Origin of the sequence: Rothia sp. HMSC069C01, assembly GCF_001814655.1 — a bacterium.
Classification (GTDB): domain Bacteria; phylum Actinomycetota; class Actinomycetes; order Actinomycetales; family Micrococcaceae; genus Rothia; species Rothia dentocariosa.
Map to the genome: position 1 here is coordinate 590,498 of NZ_KV817408.1, position 19,439 is coordinate 609,936.

16 protein-coding genes are annotated in these 19,439 nt (G+C 51.2%); 5 read left to right on the top strand and 11 right to left on the bottom strand.

Features of this window, described 5'->3' with window-relative positions; genetic code table 11:
• Window positions 1–73: 73 nt before the first annotated feature.
• From tpiA to HMPREF2981_RS09285, 10 genes are all read right to left on the bottom strand, one after another.
• Window positions 74–850, bottom strand: a complete 777-nt coding sequence (tpiA, locus tag HMPREF2981_RS09245; protein WP_037230887.1) for a triose-phosphate isomerase — start codon at window positions 848–850, stop codon at window positions 74–76.
• 142 nt (window positions 851–992) lie between these two features.
• Window positions 993–1,355 (bottom strand): hypothetical protein, encoded by a 363-nt coding sequence (locus tag HMPREF2981_RS11150; RefSeq protein WP_246825435.1) that lies wholly within the window; start codon window positions 1,353–1,355, stop codon window positions 993–995.
• Window positions 1,356–1,383: 28 nt separating this feature from the next.
• The gene (locus HMPREF2981_RS09250) at window positions 1,384–2,451 is read right to left on the bottom strand and encodes a hypothetical protein (protein WP_246825436.1); all 1,068 of its coding nucleotides are present in this window, start codon (window positions 2,449–2,451) and stop codon (window positions 1,384–1,386) included.
• 114 nt (window positions 2,452–2,565) lie between these two features.
• The gene (gene pgk / locus HMPREF2981_RS09255) at window positions 2,566–3,789 is read right to left on the bottom strand and encodes a phosphoglycerate kinase (protein ID WP_048754071.1); all 1,224 of its coding nucleotides are present in this window, start codon (window positions 3,787–3,789) and stop codon (window positions 2,566–2,568) included.
• 270 nt (window positions 3,790–4,059) lie between these two features.
• Window positions 4,060–5,064, bottom strand: a complete 1,005-nt coding sequence (gap, locus tag HMPREF2981_RS09260; protein WP_070662565.1) for a type I glyceraldehyde-3-phosphate dehydrogenase — start codon at window positions 5,062–5,064, stop codon at window positions 4,060–4,062.
• Window positions 5,065–5,533: 469 nt separating this feature from the next.
• Window positions 5,534–6,499: a DNA-binding protein WhiA gene (gene whiA, locus HMPREF2981_RS09265; protein ID WP_070620247.1), complete on the bottom strand. Its 966-nt coding sequence runs from the start codon at window positions 6,497–6,499 to the stop codon at window positions 5,534–5,536.
• A gap of 136 nt (window positions 6,500–6,635) precedes the next feature.
• Window positions 6,636–7,706: a gluconeogenesis factor YvcK family protein gene (gene yvcK, locus HMPREF2981_RS09270; RefSeq protein WP_070662568.1), complete on the bottom strand. Its 1,071-nt coding sequence runs from the start codon at window positions 7,704–7,706 to the stop codon at window positions 6,636–6,638.
• Window positions 7,706–8,596 carry an RNase adapter RapZ gene (rapZ, locus tag HMPREF2981_RS09275; protein ID WP_013399016.1) on the bottom strand — a complete coding sequence of 297 codons (891 nt, stop codon included), beginning with the start codon at window positions 8,594–8,596 and terminating at the stop codon, window positions 7,706–7,708. Before rapZ ends, yvcK begins: the two co-directional genes overlap by 1 nt.
• 103 nt (window positions 8,597–8,699) lie before the next feature.
• Window positions 8,700–10,673: an excinuclease ABC subunit UvrC gene (gene uvrC / locus HMPREF2981_RS09280; RefSeq protein ID WP_070662571.1), complete on the bottom strand. Its 1,974-nt coding sequence runs from the start codon at window positions 10,671–10,673 to the stop codon at window positions 8,700–8,702.
• A 91-nt stretch (window positions 10,674–10,764) separates the two neighbouring features.
• On the bottom strand, window positions 10,765–11,445 hold the full coding sequence (locus HMPREF2981_RS09285; RefSeq protein WP_004004596.1) for a lysophospholipid acyltransferase family protein: 681 nt from the start codon (window positions 11,443–11,445) through the stop codon (window positions 10,765–10,767).
• A gap of 459 nt (window positions 11,446–11,904) precedes the next feature.
• Between HMPREF2981_RS09285 and HMPREF2981_RS09290 the strand changes: the two genes are divergently transcribed.
• The 5 genes from HMPREF2981_RS09290 to HMPREF2981_RS09310 all read left to right on the top strand — a co-directional run bounded on the left by HMPREF2981_RS09290 (window position 11,905) and on the right by HMPREF2981_RS09310 (window position 17,632).
• Complete coding sequence (locus HMPREF2981_RS09290) at window positions 11,905–14,316, top strand: nitric-oxide reductase large subunit (RefSeq protein WP_070662574.1); 2,412 nt, start codon at window positions 11,905–11,907, stop codon at window positions 14,314–14,316.
• Between the two features lie 5 nt (window positions 14,317–14,321).
• Window positions 14,322–15,131, top strand: a complete 810-nt coding sequence (locus tag HMPREF2981_RS09295; RefSeq protein WP_070662576.1) for a transposase — start codon at window positions 14,322–14,324, stop codon at window positions 15,129–15,131.
• 158 nt (window positions 15,132–15,289) lie between these two features.
• Window positions 15,290–16,072 (top strand): slipin family protein, encoded by a 783-nt coding sequence (locus HMPREF2981_RS09300; protein WP_004004593.1) that lies wholly within the window; start codon window positions 15,290–15,292, stop codon window positions 16,070–16,072.
• 209 nt (window positions 16,073–16,281) lie between these two features.
• On the top strand, window positions 16,282–16,830 hold the full coding sequence (locus HMPREF2981_RS09305; RefSeq protein WP_070662579.1) for an NAD(P)H-dependent oxidoreductase: 549 nt from the start codon (window positions 16,282–16,284) through the stop codon (window positions 16,828–16,830).
• 253 nt (window positions 16,831–17,083) lie between these two features.
• Entirely contained in the window at window positions 17,084–17,632 is a 549-nt protein-coding gene (locus HMPREF2981_RS09310) for an NAD(P)H-dependent oxidoreductase (protein WP_070662582.1), read from the top strand.
• Between the two features lie 112 nt (window positions 17,633–17,744).
• Here HMPREF2981_RS09310 and HMPREF2981_RS09315 read toward each other — a convergent pair whose 3' ends face one another.
• Complete coding sequence (locus tag HMPREF2981_RS09315; RefSeq protein ID WP_070662585.1) at window positions 17,745–19,388, bottom strand: bifunctional hydroxymethylpyrimidine kinase/phosphomethylpyrimidine kinase; 1,644 nt, start codon at window positions 19,386–19,388, stop codon at window positions 17,745–17,747.
• Window positions 19,389–19,439 lie beyond the last annotated feature (51 nt).

Genomic DNA, 19,439 nt, shown 5'->3' on the forward strand with positions numbered 1-19,439 from the left:
TACACAAAATGGTAGGCGCCTAGCGCACGAATACACGTATGCTAGACGCCTTTAAGTACGAATTGCTGCTTAGCTATGCATCAAAACGCGCAATTGCTGCAAACTCTTCAGCTTGAAGGGATGCGCCACCTACCAGCACACCATCCACGTCTTCCTTCCCCATAATAGAGGGCGCCGAAGAAGACTTAACCGATCCACCGTAGAGAATACGAACCTTCTGAGCAACGTCTGCGGAGTAGAGCTTTTCAAATTCAGCACGTATAGCCGCAGACATTTCCTGCGCATCATCGGCAGTTGCGACCTTACCAGTGCCAATTGCCCATACAGGTTCATACGCAACCACGAGAGTTTCTGCTTGATTGGCACTCAAGCCTGCAATAGAACCGCGAAGTTGCTCAAGGGTAAAGTCCACATGAGTGCCAGCCTCACGAACTTCCAGGGCTTCACCAACGCACAGTACCGGAGTCAAATCATAGGTGTAAGCAGCCTGTACCTTAGCAGCGCATAGTTCATCACTTTCGTGATGGTAAGTGCGACGCTCAGAGTGTCCTACGAGAACGTATTTCGCACCAAGTTTCTTCAAAAAAGCACCAGAGATCTCTCCGGTGTATGCACCGGATTCATGTATAGAAAGATCCTGACCACCATATTCAATACTCAGTTTGTCACCTTCAACGAGGGTCTGTACAGAGCGAATATCGGTAAAGGGAGGGAATACCGCTACTTCAGTCTTTGTAAAATCAAAATTCGAATCATCAAGAGTCCATGCTAGCTTCTGAACCAACGTAACGGCTTCAGCATGGTTAAGATTCATCTTCCAGTTACCGGCGATCAGCGGTTTGCGCGACATATTTTCGCTCCAATCCCCCAAAAAATCAGGGTATAGATTCGGAAATTTCTATCTTCTATTTTAATGGTTTGATCACTCAAAAAACACTAAATGCTCTAGGTTTTATCTGGATTTTTAGGCTAGTCAGGCCTACTCCGAAAAGCTACAGATCAAGTTTCCAGGCGTTTGCCATTTGTTCTGTCTCCTGTATGAAGAATTCCCGAGTATTTTCCGACATGTTCTGCAGTATTAGAGCATCAAGTTCTTCCTCGTCGTAATCTTGAAACATCTCACGGTAATCAGTGTACGCATAACGATGCGCCATCACGATCGCCTCATGAGCGCTGTGGGCGAGGCTCCAGGCCTGTAGGGTATTTCCATTCTCAGCCAATGCTTCCTCATAACATATACGCGCATGGGTATACATCGCATAGGTCGCTACCATAAGCGGAGCAAAATTTCCTAGAGCATAGATATCCCACTGAGTCAGCAGCATTGTGAGGTAGCGCCGGTACGGTTCAAGCAAACAGCCCAAAATCTCTGTAAAGGTCTGTTCAGGAACATCCGATTGCACAAGAACCAGAAGTGTAGAGCACAGTATCAGCGTCGTCAGCAAGAGAGTAATCTTCCAATGCTCTTATCGATATAGACTCTAATCTCGCGAGATATTCGAGTATATGAACGTACTGTTCATCGTCAGAAGTCTCCCGCAAAATTCTCACCACTTGACGAAATGCAGTAACAAAATCAACATGCAGCAGTTGGCTCTCCCGCGCACAGTCTGCATAGTTTTCAAGGGCAAGTACAAGATCTGAAGCACCCGATTCATAAGCGAGTGCAAGGTCATAGAGGCTTGTTTCACGCTGTGACTCGGCTTTTTGTACAAGATGCTGAGTGCGTACTATTGCTTCTTGGGCAAGACGCTGTCCTGTCTTCAGAATGCTCTGGCGTTCTTCTACAGAAATAAGAAATGCGTCTGATGGAGCCATGACTACCGGGGAATCTATAACTGTTGGCATAATCTCTGGAATAATCTGCGCCGTATCTTGCACACGTTCAAATAAAATACGTATCATCTCGTGTTGTTGCCCCGAGATATTAGTAGTATTCCAGATATTATTCTGCAGACACCGGTAAGCAACTTTCACAGTATCGCATGCTGCGTGATACCCCGGAAAATAATATTCAGCAAGTTCTGGGTTCTGTGGGTCTATCTCCCATGCAGCGTTATAAGTGTAGTAGCTCAGGAGCGCTTGAGTGGTTTTCTGATGAAGCTCCGTCACGGTTTTCTCTAGATAACTAGGGAGCTCGTCCAGGTGATCTTCAAGGTCAGTTACTAGCGTCTGAATAATATCCCTAGATTTTTGTGCTTGCAGCATGGTGATAGTCAGTTTGTGATCCCGATCAGCTGCCGAGTTTTCCCAAAAATCTGACAAATTATCGGCAGAGGCACCATACAAATAATCCCGATGTTCTGAAGCTGATGCGACTTTAGCTTCGTCTGCCTTCCGAGGTTCCTTTAGACTTTGAGCAGATACCTGTCTTTCTTGCTGCACTTCACGTTCATAGTCTGTGACTGTTGTAGCTTCGCGGGAACCAAAGTATTTAGAGAAAAATCCCATGGAATGTATCCTTGCGATGTGGGTTATGGCTGTCTATGAGCATATAGGAACGCACCCGGCACGTCCTTGAGGTTGAGAGCCGGGTGCGTTTTCCTAGCGGCAGCGCGATAAGAGTTATGCGCCTAGAGCGTCCAAACCGGGCAGGGTCTTACCCTCAATGTATTCGAGCGATGCACCGCCACCCGTAGAGATGTGTCCGAACTGTTCGTCAGCAAAGCCAAGGTTGCGCACAGCCGATGCAGAGTCGCCACCACCGATGATGGAGAATGCATCAGACTCAACAATTGCTTCTGCAACGGCCTTCGTACCACCAGCAAAGGGAGCAATTTCAAAGACGCCCACCGGACCATTCCAGAAAATAGTCTTCGCATTCTTAATCTTCTCTGCGAAGAGTTCACGAGTTTTCGGTCCAATATCTAGACCTTCTGCTTCGGCGCCGAGTTTACCGCCGGTGAGATCCTCGACGGGGCGAATCTCAGTGTTAGCCTCTGCCGAGAAGTCATCAGCCCAGACAACATCAACAGCGGTCACGATTTCAGTTCCCTTCTTGGGAGCTTCTTCTAGGTAACGCTTTACAGTCTCAACTTGGTCTTTTTCAAGCAGGGAATTACCGACCTCGTAACCCTGCGCATAGGCGAACGTATATCCCATGCCGCCACCAATAAGAATGGAATCTGCCTTGCCAATCAAGTTGTCGATCACGGCAAGTTTATCAGAGACCTTCGCACCGCCCATGACGACGACGAAGGGACGCTCGGGATTATTAAGAGCCTTTGAGAGAACATCAACTTCCTTCTTAACAAGGTCGCCAAGGTACGCGGGCAGACGCTTCGCTACATCGTAAACTGACGCATGCTTGCGGTGAACAGCGCCGAATGCGTCATCCACATATGCGCCATTTTTACCGGTGAGAGCAACGAGCTCATCTGCAAATGCACCACGCTCTGCATCGTCCTTAGAAGTCTCCCGAGCATCGTAACGCACGTTCTCAAGAACAAGGACTTCACCGTCTTTGAGGTCCGCGGCCTTCGCCTTTGCGTCCTCACCCACAAGATCTGCCGCTACCTTTACAGGTACGGATGCAAGCTCGGCAAGGCGCGCAGCCGCAGGGGCAATCGAATACTGGGGATCTACCTGACCCTTGGGACGCCCAAGATGCGCAGTTACAATAACGCGAGCACCAGCTTTAGCCAATTTTTCAATAACAGGAAGGGATGCGCGCACACGACCGTCATCGGTTACCACGCCGTCTTTTAGGGGAACGTTAAGATCGGAACGAACCAGCACGTAACGCCCCGTTACGCCTTCATCAAGCAGCTCTGCAAGTGCCTTAGCCATGGGAAATTCCTCCTACATTAGTGGGGATGTGTGTATTTTCAATAATACAAAATTCTGGTGGTCACACAGCCGTAAGTCTGCTGAAATGACCAAGTTTTAGCCTGGTGCGGCGCGGATGGTGGTTTAAGCAAGTTCTACCGATATTCCATACATACACGCCTCATTTTTACTTCGTGGTACAAGAAAACCCCAACTCTACGGTAAAAACATGCTGTAGAATTGGGGTTCTCCTCGTCAGCTCGTAAAGTAGCTATCCTTGCGCAGATAGGCTTAGAGAGAAGCCACAACCTTGTTGGTGAACATTACCAAGCGGGATACATAACCATACTCGTTGTCGTACCAAGCGATAACCTTCACCTGGTCGCCAATAACCTTGGTCAGCGGCGCATCAAAGATAGTGGAGATTCCTTCGCCCTCAATGTCCTTCGAAACGATGGGATCCTCGCTGTACTTGATGATGCCCTTCATCGGACCCTCAGCTGCTGCCTTCAGAGCCGCATTAACTTCTTCCTTAGTAACCTCGCGGGATGCGGTGAAGGTAAGGTCGGTAATGGAGCCGGTAATGGTAGGAACGCGAACTGCGAAACCGTCCAGTTTACCCTTGAGCTCGGGAAGCACGAGGCCAACTGCTGCTGCTGCACCGGTGGAGGTGGGAACCATGTTGACAGCTGCTGCACGTGCACGACGCAGGTCGGAGTGAGGGGCATCCTGCAGACGCTGGTCAGCAGTGTATGCGTGGATAGTGGTCATCAGGCCCTTTTCAATGCCAAAGGAATCGTTGAGAACCTTTGCCAAAGGAGCCAGGCAGTTGGTGGTGCAGGATGCGTTGGAGACAATGTGGTGGTTCTGCGGATCGTACTGGTCGTCATTCACGCCCATCACGAAGGTACCGTCAATGTTCTTGCCGGGTGCAGAAATAATAACCTTCTTAGCGCCGGCATCAATGTGCGCCTGTGCTTTTGAACCTTCGGTGAAGAAACCGGTAGACTCAAGCACAACATCTACGCCGAGGTCCTTCCAAGGAAGATCTGCGGGATTGCGCTCAGCAAGGATCTTAATTTCCTTGCCGTCGACAACCAGTACATCATCCTTGACCTCTACGTCGACCCCCAGGCGACCCATAATGGAGTCATACTTAAGTAAGTTGGCAAGAGTCTTCGGGTCGGTAAGATCGTTGATTGCTACGATCTCAAAGCCCTCAGCCTCAGCGCGCGCGGCGCGGAAGAAAGTGCGGCCGATGCGACCAAAACCGTTGATAGCTACGCGTACAGTCACTGGAGTATCTCCTTGTCAGTGCATTGAGTTTGACGGACTAGAGCCATTGTTCATGGGTCTCATGCAAGAGTCTCTAGAGTCTTTCGTCTCACGCTGGTTGCGTGTCCGCCGGTGTTGTTATAATCGTACCTTAGTTTATGTGCGTTTGGGTGTGTTTTTATCAGGTATTTTTGTGATTTACATTACGAAATTGACCAAAAACTCTTTGTTTTCTGTTGTTTTACGTTGAATTCAGCGGCTCTTTATGTTGGGATATGGTTGTAGCTACTCAAACGCAACTGATGTCAAACTAAGAAAAAATATACATAAAGACTTTATAGTTAGATCCTTCTCTTCTATGAAAGAGCGCACGACCCCACGCGCCACCGCATCACAGTAGTATTAGCTTGCCTATAAAAATTTTTTGCGCAACAGAAGGGCGGGTTATCTGTAGAGAGTTCAGATAACCCGCCCTTGACACGACAATTACTTATGAAGACTTCGGGAGTTCAGTTCCAGGAATCCCCAGTTCTTTTGCACGTTTATCGGCCATGACTAGCAAACGACGAATACGTCCAGCGATCGCATCCTTCGTCAGAGGAGGATCTGCCATACGTCCCAGCTCGTCCAAAGAGGCTTGCTTATTCATGGCACGCAGCTCGCCCGCATAACGCAGATGATCTGGAACATCGTCTCCTAGGATCTCCAAAGCACGTTCTACACGGGCACCCGCAGCCACAGCTGCCTGAGCAGAACGACGCAGATTTGCATCATCAAAGTTTGCCAGACGGTTCGCGGTCGCCCGAACTTCCTTACGGGTACGCTGCTCGCGCCACGCTTTAAGGGCGTCCTGAGCCCCCATACGCTCCAAAAGCCGGGCTATAGTCTCGCCATCGCGAACCACAACACGATCCACTCCACGAACCTCACGCGCTTTAGCAATAATTTCCAAACGCCGGGCCGCTCCCACAAGAGCAAGCGCTGCTTCCGGCCCCGGGCATGTAAATTCGATTGCTGATGAGCGACCAGGTTCTGTGAGCGATCCATGTGCCAAGAAAGCACCACGCATGACCGCTTCGGCGTCCTGAATGGAGCCATTGACAACAGCAGGCGGCAGCCCCCGCACCGGGCGGCCGCGCAAATCTAAAAGACCGGTTTGTCGAGCAAGGGCTTCTCCCCCGGCGTCAACACGCACTATATAACGCCCGCCGCGGCGTAAACCGCCACCGCTGACGCTCGTTATCTCAGCCTCATGCCCGTATATTTCAGCAATGGTTTGCTGCATGCGTAACGCGGTCTGTTCGGAATCAACTTCTGACTCAACAACAATCCGCCCAGAAACGATGTGCAAACCACCAGTAAAGCGCAGAATAGTCGAAATTTCCGCCTTACGTACTGATGCTTTGCTCGTTTCGTATCTGGCCAGCTCATCCTTAACGAGCGCGGTAAGAGCCATTGTTGTTCCTTCCCACCGTGAGGTTCGTATGATGTGATGTGCTGATAATGCACTCAGCTATGCTACACGCTCTACTTAGAGAAACGGTTTATCTTGAGGTGGCATAAATAGAAAATAAATTCCACGCTCCTTACCTCTAAAACTTGAACGAAAATAGTTCGTGATAAGCCGCTGCAAGTTTCAGAGGATTATGTACATTGTTTTCAGCTGATGCTCGTACGGGTGCCCACATCACACGCGCTCCCATAGATTCTGATTCTCGTTCCAGTTCGCTACGTACAGACTTGGGTGTTTCGTCATCAGCAATGACCGCGTCCAATCGAAGACTCGGGGCGTATCGTTTCAAGAGTGCTAAATGTGCGGCTGGGGTGAATCCAGCGGTTTCTTCGTCATCCGAAAGATTCATAACCACACAGCGCATAGCTTCTGTACGGCAGATAGCATCGCGCTGTGCTTCTAACAGCAAGTGCGGCAAAACGGAGGTGCGCCACGACCCTGGGCCTAATATTACCCAATCGGATTCCTCAATAGCGGTTAGCGCTTCCGGACATGGGCGCGCGTCTTTGGGAGTAAGCCCAATATCGTGCACTTGCTTTTCTTTTGAGAGGTTAACCTGCCCGCTAATACGCACCCGTTCGATGCCACCGCCAGCATGTTCCCGTAGCACCGTACCATAAATCACCATAGGATCCAATGCCATAGGAAGCACCCGACCACGGGCGTTGAGCAGAGCTCCCGCCCAGTCAAGCCCGGCAACAGGGTCTTCGAGAAGCTGCCAGAGCGTCGTAATAAGCAGGTTTCCAAGGGCATGATATTCAAGAGGAAACTCATCATTATACCCCTCGGGCGCGCTAAAACGATGCTGCATAACGTCTCGCCACGTTCGCCCCCAATCGGTATCATCGCAAAGGGCCGAGAGAGCCATACGTAAATCTCCCGGAGGAAGTACGCCCATCTCTTTACGCAGGCGACCCGATGAGCCTCCGTCATCGGCAACTGTTACTACAGCCGTTAGATCTGTTGTGACATGCCGAAGCGCGGACAGCGAACCGTAAAGTCCATGCCCACCCCCCAAAGCTGTTACTTTGGTAACGCGGTGAGTACTTTTAAGAAGCCGTAAAGCCTGAGTTGGTAACGCGGGTAGTTTCGGGATTCCCTGGGTGTCAGAGCCGACAGGCAGGTCAGGTGAATAACCGATGCGTACCATTACTCACGCCCCTTATCACGATGTAATACGTGTACGTTAACTTCAGGGAACGCGCTCAAGCGCCGAGCGATTTCTTCCGTGACAGCAACCGAGCGGTGTTTCCCGCCGGTGCATCCTATAGCGATGGTAGCGTAGTATTTTCCTTCGCGACGGTACCCTTCCAGAACCGGACGCAGAGCTTCCAAGTAGTTGCTGATAAATTCCTCAGTCCCAGAGTTACTGAGCACGTAGTCACGTACTGGGGCATCCTGTCCGGTGAGCGGACGCAATTCAGGAATCCAGTGCGGGTTTGGAATAAAGCGCATATCTGCCATGAAATTTGCGTCTGTGGGTGATCCATGTTTGAACCCAAAGCTCATGACAGTAAGGTTAAGTTTTTTATCCGGTCCGTCAGCAAACATCTCGCGTACTGTACGTGCAAGCTCGTGCACGTTCATGCCCGTGGTATCAATCGTGCGGTCAGAGGCGAGTCGAAGCCCCTCGAAGAGGGAACGTTCGGCACGTATACCGTCAAGTACGCGACCTTCTCCTTGAAGCGGATGGGGGCGACGCTGTGCCTCATAGCGAGCCACGATAGTTTCATCTTTGGCGTCTAGAAAGAGCATCGAGAAATCAACGTCAGATTTGCGAAGAGTTTCAATAGCCGCTGGTAAGTCGTCGAAAACCGCGCGGGCTCGTACGTCAATCCCCAGTGCAACCTTCGGAACTTTGGCGCCGTCCTGCGTAACGAGTTCCGCGATCGATTCCAGCATTTGTGGCGGAATATTATCAATCACATACCAGCCCTCATCCTCAAGGACATTAGCAACAGTGCTACGACCTGCGCCTGAAATACCGGTAATTACCAATATCTGGGGTTTTTGCGATTTATTTAGCAATTCGTCACTCATTATGCAGTTTCTCCTTTGATACGAATTGTCTTTAGTTCTCCATCATACTAGACAACCCCTTATGGCGGACGGCTATCTGTGCATAAATACCCGGGGTGCTGCCTCAGGCAGTTTCCTTTTGGTTGAGGTGGTCATGCACTTTTTGCGCGAGCGCAGGTCCTACCCCTGAAACCTGTTGGAGTTCTTTAATCGAGGCGTTCCGTACTTTAGCAACCGACCCAAAATGTTTAATAAGCGCCGCACGCTTGACACTGCCTAGTCCGGGCACAGAGTCCAAAGCAGAAGCCACCATAGCTTTACCTCGTTTTGCGCGGTGGAAGGTAATAGCAAAACGGTGTGCCTCATCGCGAATACGCTGCACAAGGTATAGCGCTTCAGAGGTGCGGGGCAGAATCACTGGGAAATCATCGTCAGGTAACCACAGCTCTTCGAGACGCTTTGCGATACCTACCACGTAGATATCCTCAATGCCGAGGTTACTCAGGGCGGACTGGGCGGCTGCAACTTGAGGTGGACCGCCATCAACTAAGACCAGATTAGGCGGATACGCGAATTTAGCTGGTTCTTGTGCCGAGCTATCCGCCGCAACTTCTCCCGAGGACAAAGGTGCTTCCGCACGTTGCTGCTGCTCGGCGAGATAGCGTTTAAATCGCCTGGTGATGACGTCATACATACTGGCGGTGTCGTCACGAGCAGCATCCCCTGTGATCGAGAATTTACGGTAGGCACTTTTGCTGGGCATGCCGTCTTCAAAGACCACCATAGAGGCTACCACGTTAGTACCTTGCACATGGGAAATGTCGTAGCATTCTATGCGCATGAGCGGGTCCGGTAGTTCTAAGACTTCTTGGAGCTCCACGAGCGACGCTGAACGGGTGGTAATATCCCCAGCACGACGGCTCTTGTGCAGGGTCAGGGAATGTTGGGCGTTCTCGGCGACCGTTTTCATCAGTGCCGCTTTATCGCCGCGCTGCGGTACTGCAATATCGACTTTGGCACCACGCACACCTGATAGCCATTCCTGAAGCTGCTGGGTATTCTCCGGCATAGTAGGAACTAAAATCTGTCGGGGGATCTCATGTTGTGTAGCGTCTAACCCGGAATCTTCGTCGAAAGCTGCAGCGCTAGCAATATTTGCTGCCATTTCACCATAAACCTGAACGAGAAGCTGCTCTATCAGCTCGGTTTCACCACCATCGTTAACCTTCTCAACGATCCAGCCACGTTGGCCTCGAATACGCCCACCGCGCACGAAGAACACCTGCACTGATGCCTCTAACTCGTCCTGAGCAAAGGCGAAAAGATCAGCATCAACAGAGTCCGATAAAACCACGGCGTTACGTTCAAATGCCTTTGTTAACGCGGTAATATCGTCACGTAATACAGCTGCACGTTCGAAGTCCATATCGGCTGCAGCTTTTTTCATACGTCGGGTAAGCTGGGTAATAAATTTTTCGGCACCCCCTGCCATGAAACGGCACAACCCATCCGCTAGTTCACGGTGTTCTTCGGTGCTCACACGCCCTACACACGGTGCTGCGCATTTATCGATATACCCTAAAAGACACGGGCGTCCCGAAGCCTCGGCACGTTTAAAGACTCCCTCCGAGCAGGTACGCACCGGGAATACGCGCAGAAGCGCATCTAAAGTTTCACGAATAGCCCACACTTGTGAGTAAGGACCAAAGTACCGCACACCTTTTTTACGATCACCGCGCATGATCTGCGCTCGCGGGAATTTATCACGCATTGTGACTGCAAGGTAGGGATAAGATTTATCGTCGCGGAACGCTATGTTAAAGCGGGGTTTGTATTCTTTGATCCAGGTGTATTCAAGCTGTAGAGATTCCAGCTCGCTGCCAACCACCGTCCATTCCACGCTGGCGGCAGTATGCACCATAGCGTAGGTTTTCGGGCTCAGCCGTTCTGGGGCTACGAAATAGCTGCTCAGTCGGTTGCGCAGGTTTTTTGCTTTACCCACGTATATAACTCTGCCGTGGGAATCACGAAAACGGTATACACCGGGGTGCGTTGGGATATCGCCGGAGGCTGGGCGATAGCTCTGGGGATCTGCCACGAACGCTCCTCACGGTGTAGTACTGAAAAATAACCACGCATCCATAATCAGGATGCGCGGTTAAGTGTACTCGTTTTTAGACTGGCAAGCGCTACCCTGCGTCACGCTCGGCGGAGGGCGAAACGTTGTATTCGTCCTTCCGGGCTTGGCCCGAGAGCTGAGCGATAGCATCCATGATGTGGTCGGTGGTCTGACGGCGCTGTTTACCGGTCATTTTCTCGCCGGTCTTCTCAAAATGCATGGGTTCCCCCACGCGGATGGTAAACCGGTGAGGGTAAATCATATTTGAGCCGGGCTTCTGCAGACGTTCGGTTCCGATAAGACCCACAGGAACTACTGGTGCTCCAGTCATATGGGCTAGCCAGGCTACACCAATTTTGCCGCGGTATAAAAACCCGTCACGAGATCGTGTACCTTCAGGGTAGATACCGAAGACTTTACCCTCTTCAAGTTTTTCAAGAGCTAGATCGAGTGCTTTAAGGGATTCCGAACGGTCGGAGCGGTTCACGGGGATAATGTCTACGGCTTCAAAAAAGGCCTTCATGGCCTTGCCTCGAATACCCGGTGTATTTACGTACTCCGCCTTCGCGAGGAATGCTACTCGGCGGGGCATCATAGCAGAGATAATAATGGAGTCGAGGAAGGATAAATGGTTAGATGCCACAATTACGGGCCCCTTCTTTGGGAAATGCTCAAGCCCGGTCACCCGTGCCCTGAATACAGTGCGCAGTAGCCCCGTTACTACTTTTTGCCCTGCCTTGTACGCCAGCATGTCCGAACTCCTTATGGTTCTGGTGGTTTTCTCCGTTCTTTATTATTCCATACAGATTTTATAGGCTTGACGCTTGTAGTAACTTTTTCGGGATCAGCAAAGATATTATGAAAACCTATGGAGTGTTTTCTTTACTTTCTTATTATTTCAAGCAGATGCATATTCTTAAGGAACCCCACCAGGATTAGAGTACAAAAATCTAGCTTAATTCTTAGGTAAGCCTCACCTAAAAATAAAAATGAGGTACTAAATTATATCAAACAATACACAACATGAGAACTATTCTTACTTCACCTGTGTAATTTCTTTCATAATAATGACACCGTGTCTGTAAACTTTCTAAATTCGTATTCGTAATGCAAGAATAAAACTAAGTGCCCCTGTGGGTTTCCTAATTATGGGGATGCTTGCCGCGAGCACTAACAAAAATCAATCCACGCACACTGGAGACACATCAAAATGGCTAAGAAAACCGTAACGCGCGGGGAGATCGCCAAGATCACCCGCCGCACGGATGCAGTCGGTGCCTACGCTGGAAAAGGCTGGGTACAGGCTGTAGCGTTTGTGATGCTCTTGGGCTTTACCATCATGGCCGTCTTGGCGATGCGCACCTACGCGCTCTCTATGCCGCTCCCAGATAAGATCGTCGGCAATGACGGTAAAGTTATCGCAACTGCTGAGCAGATTCAGCATGGTCAGGAGCTCTATCAGAGCCGCGGTTTGCAGCAGTACGGCTCCGTTCTGGGTCACGGTGCGTACATCGGTCCGGACTTCACCGCAGAATACCTGCGCAAGACCACCGATGCCGCCGTTGATAAATACCGCTCAGAAGGCAAGCAAGAACCGCGCGAAATCGTTAAAAACGAGTGGCGTCACGAGAATAAATACGACGAATCCAGCAAAACCCTTACCTGGACCGAAGGACAGACCAAGGGTTTCAGCTTGATGACAGACCACTACAAGGACACCCTTACCCGTGGTGATACTTCCTTAGGTCTTTTCCCTAACGCTATTAAGAGCGACGAAGAACTGCACGATTTGACAGCATTCTTTGGGTGGACGGCGTGGGCGTCGGCCGCCGAGCGTCCTAACCAGGATTACACCTACACCAATAACTGGCCCGCAGAACCAAACGTTGATAATAAACCTACTGCAGACCTCATGGTTTGGTCGGCTCTATCGCTCATCGCCCTCATTGGCGGTACCGGCTTGTTGTTTGCCATATATGGTCGTTGGTCGCGCACCATCGGTTGGCACGGCGAAGAAGCCCCAGTCCTTGATTTCCGGCAGCCGGATGAAGTTAAGCTCACCCCCTCCCAGAAGGCAGCTGGACTCTTCTTCATCACGATTATTGTTCTATTCCTCCTGCAAGCCTTGGTGGGCGCTCTCACCGAGCACTATCGCGTTGAAATAGACGGGTTCTTCGGTATCAATATGGGTGAGCTACTGCCCTACACCGTGTCTCGAACGTGGCACGTACAGCTCTCCCTCTTCTGGACGGCTGCGGCGTTCCTAGCTGGTGGTATCTTCATTGCCCCGCTTATTACCCGCAAAGAGCCGAAGAAGCAAGGTCTGCTCACCGTCATCCTCTTCGTGGCCGTGGTTATTGTGGTGCTCGGTTCGCTCCTCAACGAATGGTTCTCGCAAAAGGGTTGGATACCCGAGAACACTATCTTTGCGCAGCAGTGGGAGTACCTTGATCTACCGCGTTTCTTCCAGATTCTGCTCACCGCTGGTATGTTCATCTGGATTGTGATTGTTTGGCGTACCCTTAGCTCACGCCTCAAGAGCGGGAAGAAAACCTCCATGCCTTGGTTGTTCCTCTTCTCAGGTCTAGCAATTCCGATGTTCTACGCCGTGGGTATGCTCGCTGGTCAGCGCACCCATTTCTCAGTCGCCGAGTTCTGGCGCTTCTGGGTGGTGCACCTGTGGGTTGAAGACTTCCTCGAACTCTTCACCACTGTGATGGTTGCTTACGTCTTCGTACTCTTGGGTGTGGTGCGCGAGCGCATCGCTATCTCCATCATCATGATGGATGCAGTGCTCTACTCCGCCGGTGGTGTGGTTGGTACTATGCACCACACCTACTTCGCTGGTACTCCTTCGGAACAGATGGCATTCGGTGCGTTCTTCTCGGCAGCAGAGGTTATTCCGTTGACCTTCCTGACTGTTGAGGCGTGGGGCTTCATGCAGTTGGGGGCTCGCCAGTACTCCAACCGCACCAAGCCGTTCCCGCATCGTTGGGCTGTGATGTTCCTTATTGCTGTAGGCTTCTGGAACTTCTTGGGCGCAGGTGTCTTCGGCTTCCTGATCAACCTGCCGGTTGTTTCGTACTACGAAATCGGCACCGCACTCACCGCAAACCACGCGCACGGCTCTATGATGGGCGTGTACGGTATGTTGGCGCTGGCCTTCGCGGTGTTCGCGTTGCGTTACCTGATTCCTGAGAATAAATGGCCTGAGAAGGGGCTGAAGTTCTCATTCTGGGCCTTGAACATCGGCCTGATCTGGATGGTCTTCATTTCGCTTCTGCCGCTGGGTGTCGCTCAGTTGTATAAGTCCGTGGGTGAAGGCTACTACGAGGCCCGTTCCTTCGCGTTTATTCACGATGGTTCAACTGTGATTATGGACTGGATACGCTTACCAGGCGACGTGATCTTCTTGGCTGGTATCATGCCACTGATCAAACTCGCATGGTTAGGTATAACTTCGTACTTCTCACAGAAGAACAAAGAAACTGTTCTGGAGCTCCCCGAGCCGCCGCTATACGAGTTGGTGGATGACGAGCGCATTGCCGAGTTTGCGGGTGCTAAGGCTGCTGACGAGCTTCCCGAACAGACCAGTCCGTACCGTAGCGATCGTCGAGGCTGACTATCATGCCTGAGCAAATTGCCGGAGTATCCCTGATGGTGTGGCTATCCAGCGTTTATGCGCTGGGGCTAGTCGCCGTCGGGTGGGGCTTCGATATTCTTGCTAAGCGCACAAGCCAACGTTTCGTGGCATCCCGGACTTTCGGGTTCACCTACCACGAGAGTAACGATGCGTGGCTCTGCCCCGAGGATCAGTGGCTATGGCCGGTAGCGTTTGATACGGATAATCGTGTGATGCGCTACCGCGCCAAGCCGAGCGTGTGCAATACCTGTCCTATTAAGGACACTTGCACCGTCTCGTCTAATGGGCGTGAACTTACGCGTGAAGTTGATGAGTGGCCTTACTCGGAGTCGGGTAAGTTCCATCGCGGTCTTGCCGTGACGGTTGCGCTTTTCGGTCCTATTATCGTGGGTGCTACGGCTCTGGCCTGGCATGCTCCCTTGGAGCTGCTGGTGGAAGCCGCCGTTATTGTGGCTTGCTTGTCACTCACCTATCCCCTAGCCATCAAGCTCATCAAATCGCCTGAGAACTTTGTGGCAGATCCTAAACATATTCCTGGGTCTACTGCGGATGAATCGGTGGCGGTTAAGATGGATAGGTTTGCCGCTAAGTGGGGCGGTATTGGCAATGAGCGTAAGCGCCGCACCGACGATGCTCGTAAGCAGATAATCTCTGCTGCAACTTTGCCTGTGCGTTCTTCGCAGATTGATCCTGATCGTCCGGCGTGGAGCGGCGAGGGGACTTCTACCCCACGTCTGCATAAAACTACCACAGAGGTTATTCAGGAGCAGAATCTCGAAGAAGTCTCTCGTTAGTGTGAGGATGCGCGCCCCGGTTTCTAAGGTACCGTTGTTGATGAATCGGTAACCTAGAGATCGGGGTGCGTATTGTCACCGCATCTAGATTTTTTCTCAGCACGCATCTACACAGGTCATTCCTACTGACCGTTACCAACATATTTTTAGAGGACATGATGGATTCTCTTACCGTTCTTTCGATTGTTATTCCGATTCTTGTAATCGTCGCTTTTCTGATTATTCGTACCCTTCGGGTCATCCCTGAATATCAGCGCGGTATTTCTTTCCGCTTCGGTCATCTGCGTTCCGAGCTGAAACCTGGTATTAACCTGGTGGTTCCGCTCATCGATTCTCTGCAGCGCGTGGACATGCGTGTGATTACGCTGACCATTCCCCCGCAGGAAGTTATCACAAAAGATAACGTTCCTGCGCGCGTGAACGCGGTAGTACTTTTCCGTGTGATTAGTGCAAAAGACGCCGTACTTGAGGTCGAAAACTACCCGATCGCTACTTCTCAGATCGCTCAGACTACACTACGTTCACTGCTGGGGCGTGTGGATCTTGATACTTTGCTGGCGCATCGTGATGATTTGAATGCGGATTTGCAGAGCATTATTGATTCACGCACCCGCCCGTGGGGTATTAAAGTCGAGCTGGTTGAGATCAAGGATATTGAGATTCCTGAGGCCATGCAGCGCGCAATGGCTCGTGAGGCCGAGGCTGAACGTGAACGCCGCGCCAAGATCATTTCGGCACGTGGTGAGCTTGAGGCTTCATCTCAGCTTAAGGAGGCTTCTGATATTCTCAGTGATTCACCGGCTTCGTTACAGTTGCGGTATTTGCAGACTCTCTTGGAGTTGGGCGCTGATCAGAATTCGACGGTTGTTTTCCCGCTTCCGCTGGATATTGTGGGACCGCTTATGGGGGCTTTGAAGGGTGCTTCTCACGAGGAAAAGTAACAGCAGCCTTCGATAAATATCACAGAAATATCCGGAACAGTTCTTTCCCACAGACTCGGAAAATATAGCTTGTTCCGGATATTTCTTTAACCTATTCACCTCAGGGCGTAGAAATCGTGAAAATAAGCAAGGAACCTAGCAGCTCTACTTGAGGCTCGATATATTGGATTCCTAACTTTCCTGTTTATCGCACACAGATTGGATTTATCATGTCAAAGATTCTTGTTATTTCAGGTCACCCGAACCTGCCAGATTCCACCGCAAATAAGACGGTTCTTGATGCCGTAAAAAACCATTTTGGCGATGCGATAAACATGCGTGAACTCGACAAACTGTACGTGAATGGTAAATTCGATGTTCCAGCCGAGCAGAAGGCACTCGCGGAAGCAGATATCGTGGTGCTTCAGTTCCCTGTGTACTGGTATTCGATGCCGGGATTGCTGAAACAATGGATTGATGACGTTTTCGAGTATGGCTTCGCATACGGTTCGCAAGGCACGGCGCTGCGCGGTAAGAAGCTCTTGATTTCTGCAACTGCGGGAGCTCCCGAGAATATGTACCGTGATGCTTTGCCGTATGAGCTCACAACTACATACGCCGACTTTGGGAATACTGCCGCTTTCACGAGTATGGAGTTGGAAGAACCTATTTTCAGCTACGGCACATCAAGCGATCCGGGGAATGCCGCAGCGGTACGGGCTATTGGTGAGAATCATGGCACCAAGCTCATCGCCAGGTTAGAATCCTTGCGGGCTTAGTATATTGCGGTTGCTATTTTCTTTTTCGGCGCCATCGCATTAGGTATTTGTCATGCATTTTATGGGTAATGTTGTGCATCGTACACCTTCTGGAAAACTAAAAGCTTGTTAGCAGTATGTATTAGATTCGACATAATGTTCACAGGCAGACATAGGGAATAGCGTGCTAATATACGAAGGTGGCAAACTTGAGCTTATACTTGAATCAGCACTCACAAGCTCATGATTCTGATGTTTAATAGATTGGATGACTATGTCTAATATCCTGATTATTTCGGGGCACCCTGACCTTACGACTTCTAACGCTAACAAGGCTATTCTTGATGCCGTGCGGGCACGGTTCGGCGATAACGTCAAGATTCGTGAGCTCGACAAGCTGCGTGTAAACGGTAAGTTTGACGTACCTGCTGAGCAGAAGGCACTTGTGGAAGCAGACGTCATCGTTCTGCAGTTCCCGGTAATGTGGTATTCAATTTCTTCTCTGTTGAAGCAGTGGATTGACGACGTTTTCGAGTACGGCTTCGCGTATGGAGAAAACGGCACCGCTTTGCAGGGTAAGAAGCTTCTGATCTCTGCAACCGCTGGCGCTATTGAAGATGTCTACCGCACTATGCTGCCACGCGACGTATCTGCCACGTTGACCGAGTTTGAGAACACCGCAGCGTTCACCGGTATGCCTCTTGAAGAACCACTGTACAGCTACGGCACAACCGGCGACCCCGATAACCCCGCTGTTGCTCGCGCCATCGGTGAGGATCACGGCAAGCGCCTGATTGAGCGTCTGGAGACTCTGGGGGCATAGTCCCTTCTACGTGCTAAAAAGGCTCTTTATCCAAATCAAGCGGTGAAAAATACGCTTTATTTGGATAAAGAGCCTTTTTTACTTTTTCGCGTGGGGGCCGGACGGTGTGATTTTACCGCAACGCTCTATGAGCCTGGTCGAAAAAGTCACGTTCATATAGGCATGCGCTCATATATGCCTGCGCGGCGGCAACACGCTGACTGGGGGAAGCCTGCTCAAATGCTTCCTCAACAACCGCCACGCACCGGCGCACATCCGTAGCAAACTCTTCGCCGCCATACACCGAAATCCAAGCATTATACGGATGTTCCTCGTGGGTTTTCTCCAAGAGCCGGTAACCGATCTCAAGGTACAGCCAGTAGCATGGAAGCGCCGCAGCTGCGCCCACCACATAATCCTCGCCAGCAGCAGTAGCACGTAAAAAGTTCGTGTACCCCATTGTCACTGCCGAAGGTGCACCACGCCGAATACCACTCTGCTCCGCAGGAATAGCGGGATGCGCCGCCAACCATTCATCGTGCAAAAGCGATTCCTCAACAATTGCCGCCTGGGCACCCGCAGCCCAATGCACCTGACCTTGCGATGAGGTGGCACGTGCCGAAAGAGTAGCTAAGGTGCGAGAATACTGAGCAAGGTACTGTGCATCTTGGTCTAAATAGAAGCCGAATAAATCCTCGTCAAGCGTGCCGTCGCCCAGCCCACGAATAAAAGGCAAATCGAGAATGTCACGCCAAATATCACCGGTAGCTTGCCACAGGACGGCGGTCCACGGACCCGCCGGAGTTACCTTCGGGTCTGGGGATTTCCGCTGCGCGGGTTTCACCAAGTTCTTGGGGTTCTCACCTGTAAGCTCTTCAGCAACATACAAGTGTTCCCACGGTTTCGTATCGGCTGCATGTTCCAAACGGCGAGCGCGTGCCTGATGATCAACCGGCCCGTGACCCTGCCCGCTGCCCACGTGCAGTTCCTCACCAGCGATAATAGCTTCGTTGAGCCACCGGGTGCTCCATGCCAGCGCGTTCGTGAGCACTTGTGCGTTCAGCTCTTTATTGCCGTTCATACGGGCAAGTCCAAGGCGGGTAGCAAGACTTGATGAGAGCGAGCACCCGGTACCGTGGGTATTCTTCGTTTGGACGCGAGCAGTAGCCACATGTGTATGAGTTCCATCAGGAAAAACAGCCGAGTTTCCGGCGTCCTCCCCCGTCAGGTGACCGCCCTTAACAATCACGATCGTGCCAGTGCTCCCCGCGAGCTGAGCCGCCTGGTGATGCGCCTCCTTCAAAGTCTGGGCAGGGTTGCTCTCACAGAGCACCGCGAGTTCGGCGATATTCGGAGTGATAACATCTGCCTGCGCCACCAATTCGCGCAGTGCCTGCTCGGCGTCTTGACTAATCAGGCGATCGCCACTGGAGGCAACCATCACCGGATCAAGTACCACCACTGGTACCGGATGTTCTGCAAGCCAGGTCTTGACGGTAGTGATAGTTTCAACATCGCCGAGCATACCGATTTTAACGGCATCCACAGTCACATCGTCGAAAACTGCCGCAAGCTGTTCTTGTAAAAACTCGGTGGGTGGAGCAAAAATGCTGCGAACCCCTTGTGTATTCTGTGCGACAAGCGCGGTTGTGGCGCACATACCGTAACCACCGCTTGCGGCAATAGACTTGAGATCAGCTTGGATTCCAGCACCGCCTGTAGGGTCGGTTCCGGCAATGGAAAGCACACGAGGCGTAGATGTGTTTAATAGCGTCATAGCTATAAGTCTCCTTGGGATGGGCGTGGCATCGCTGCAAACGCACCACGC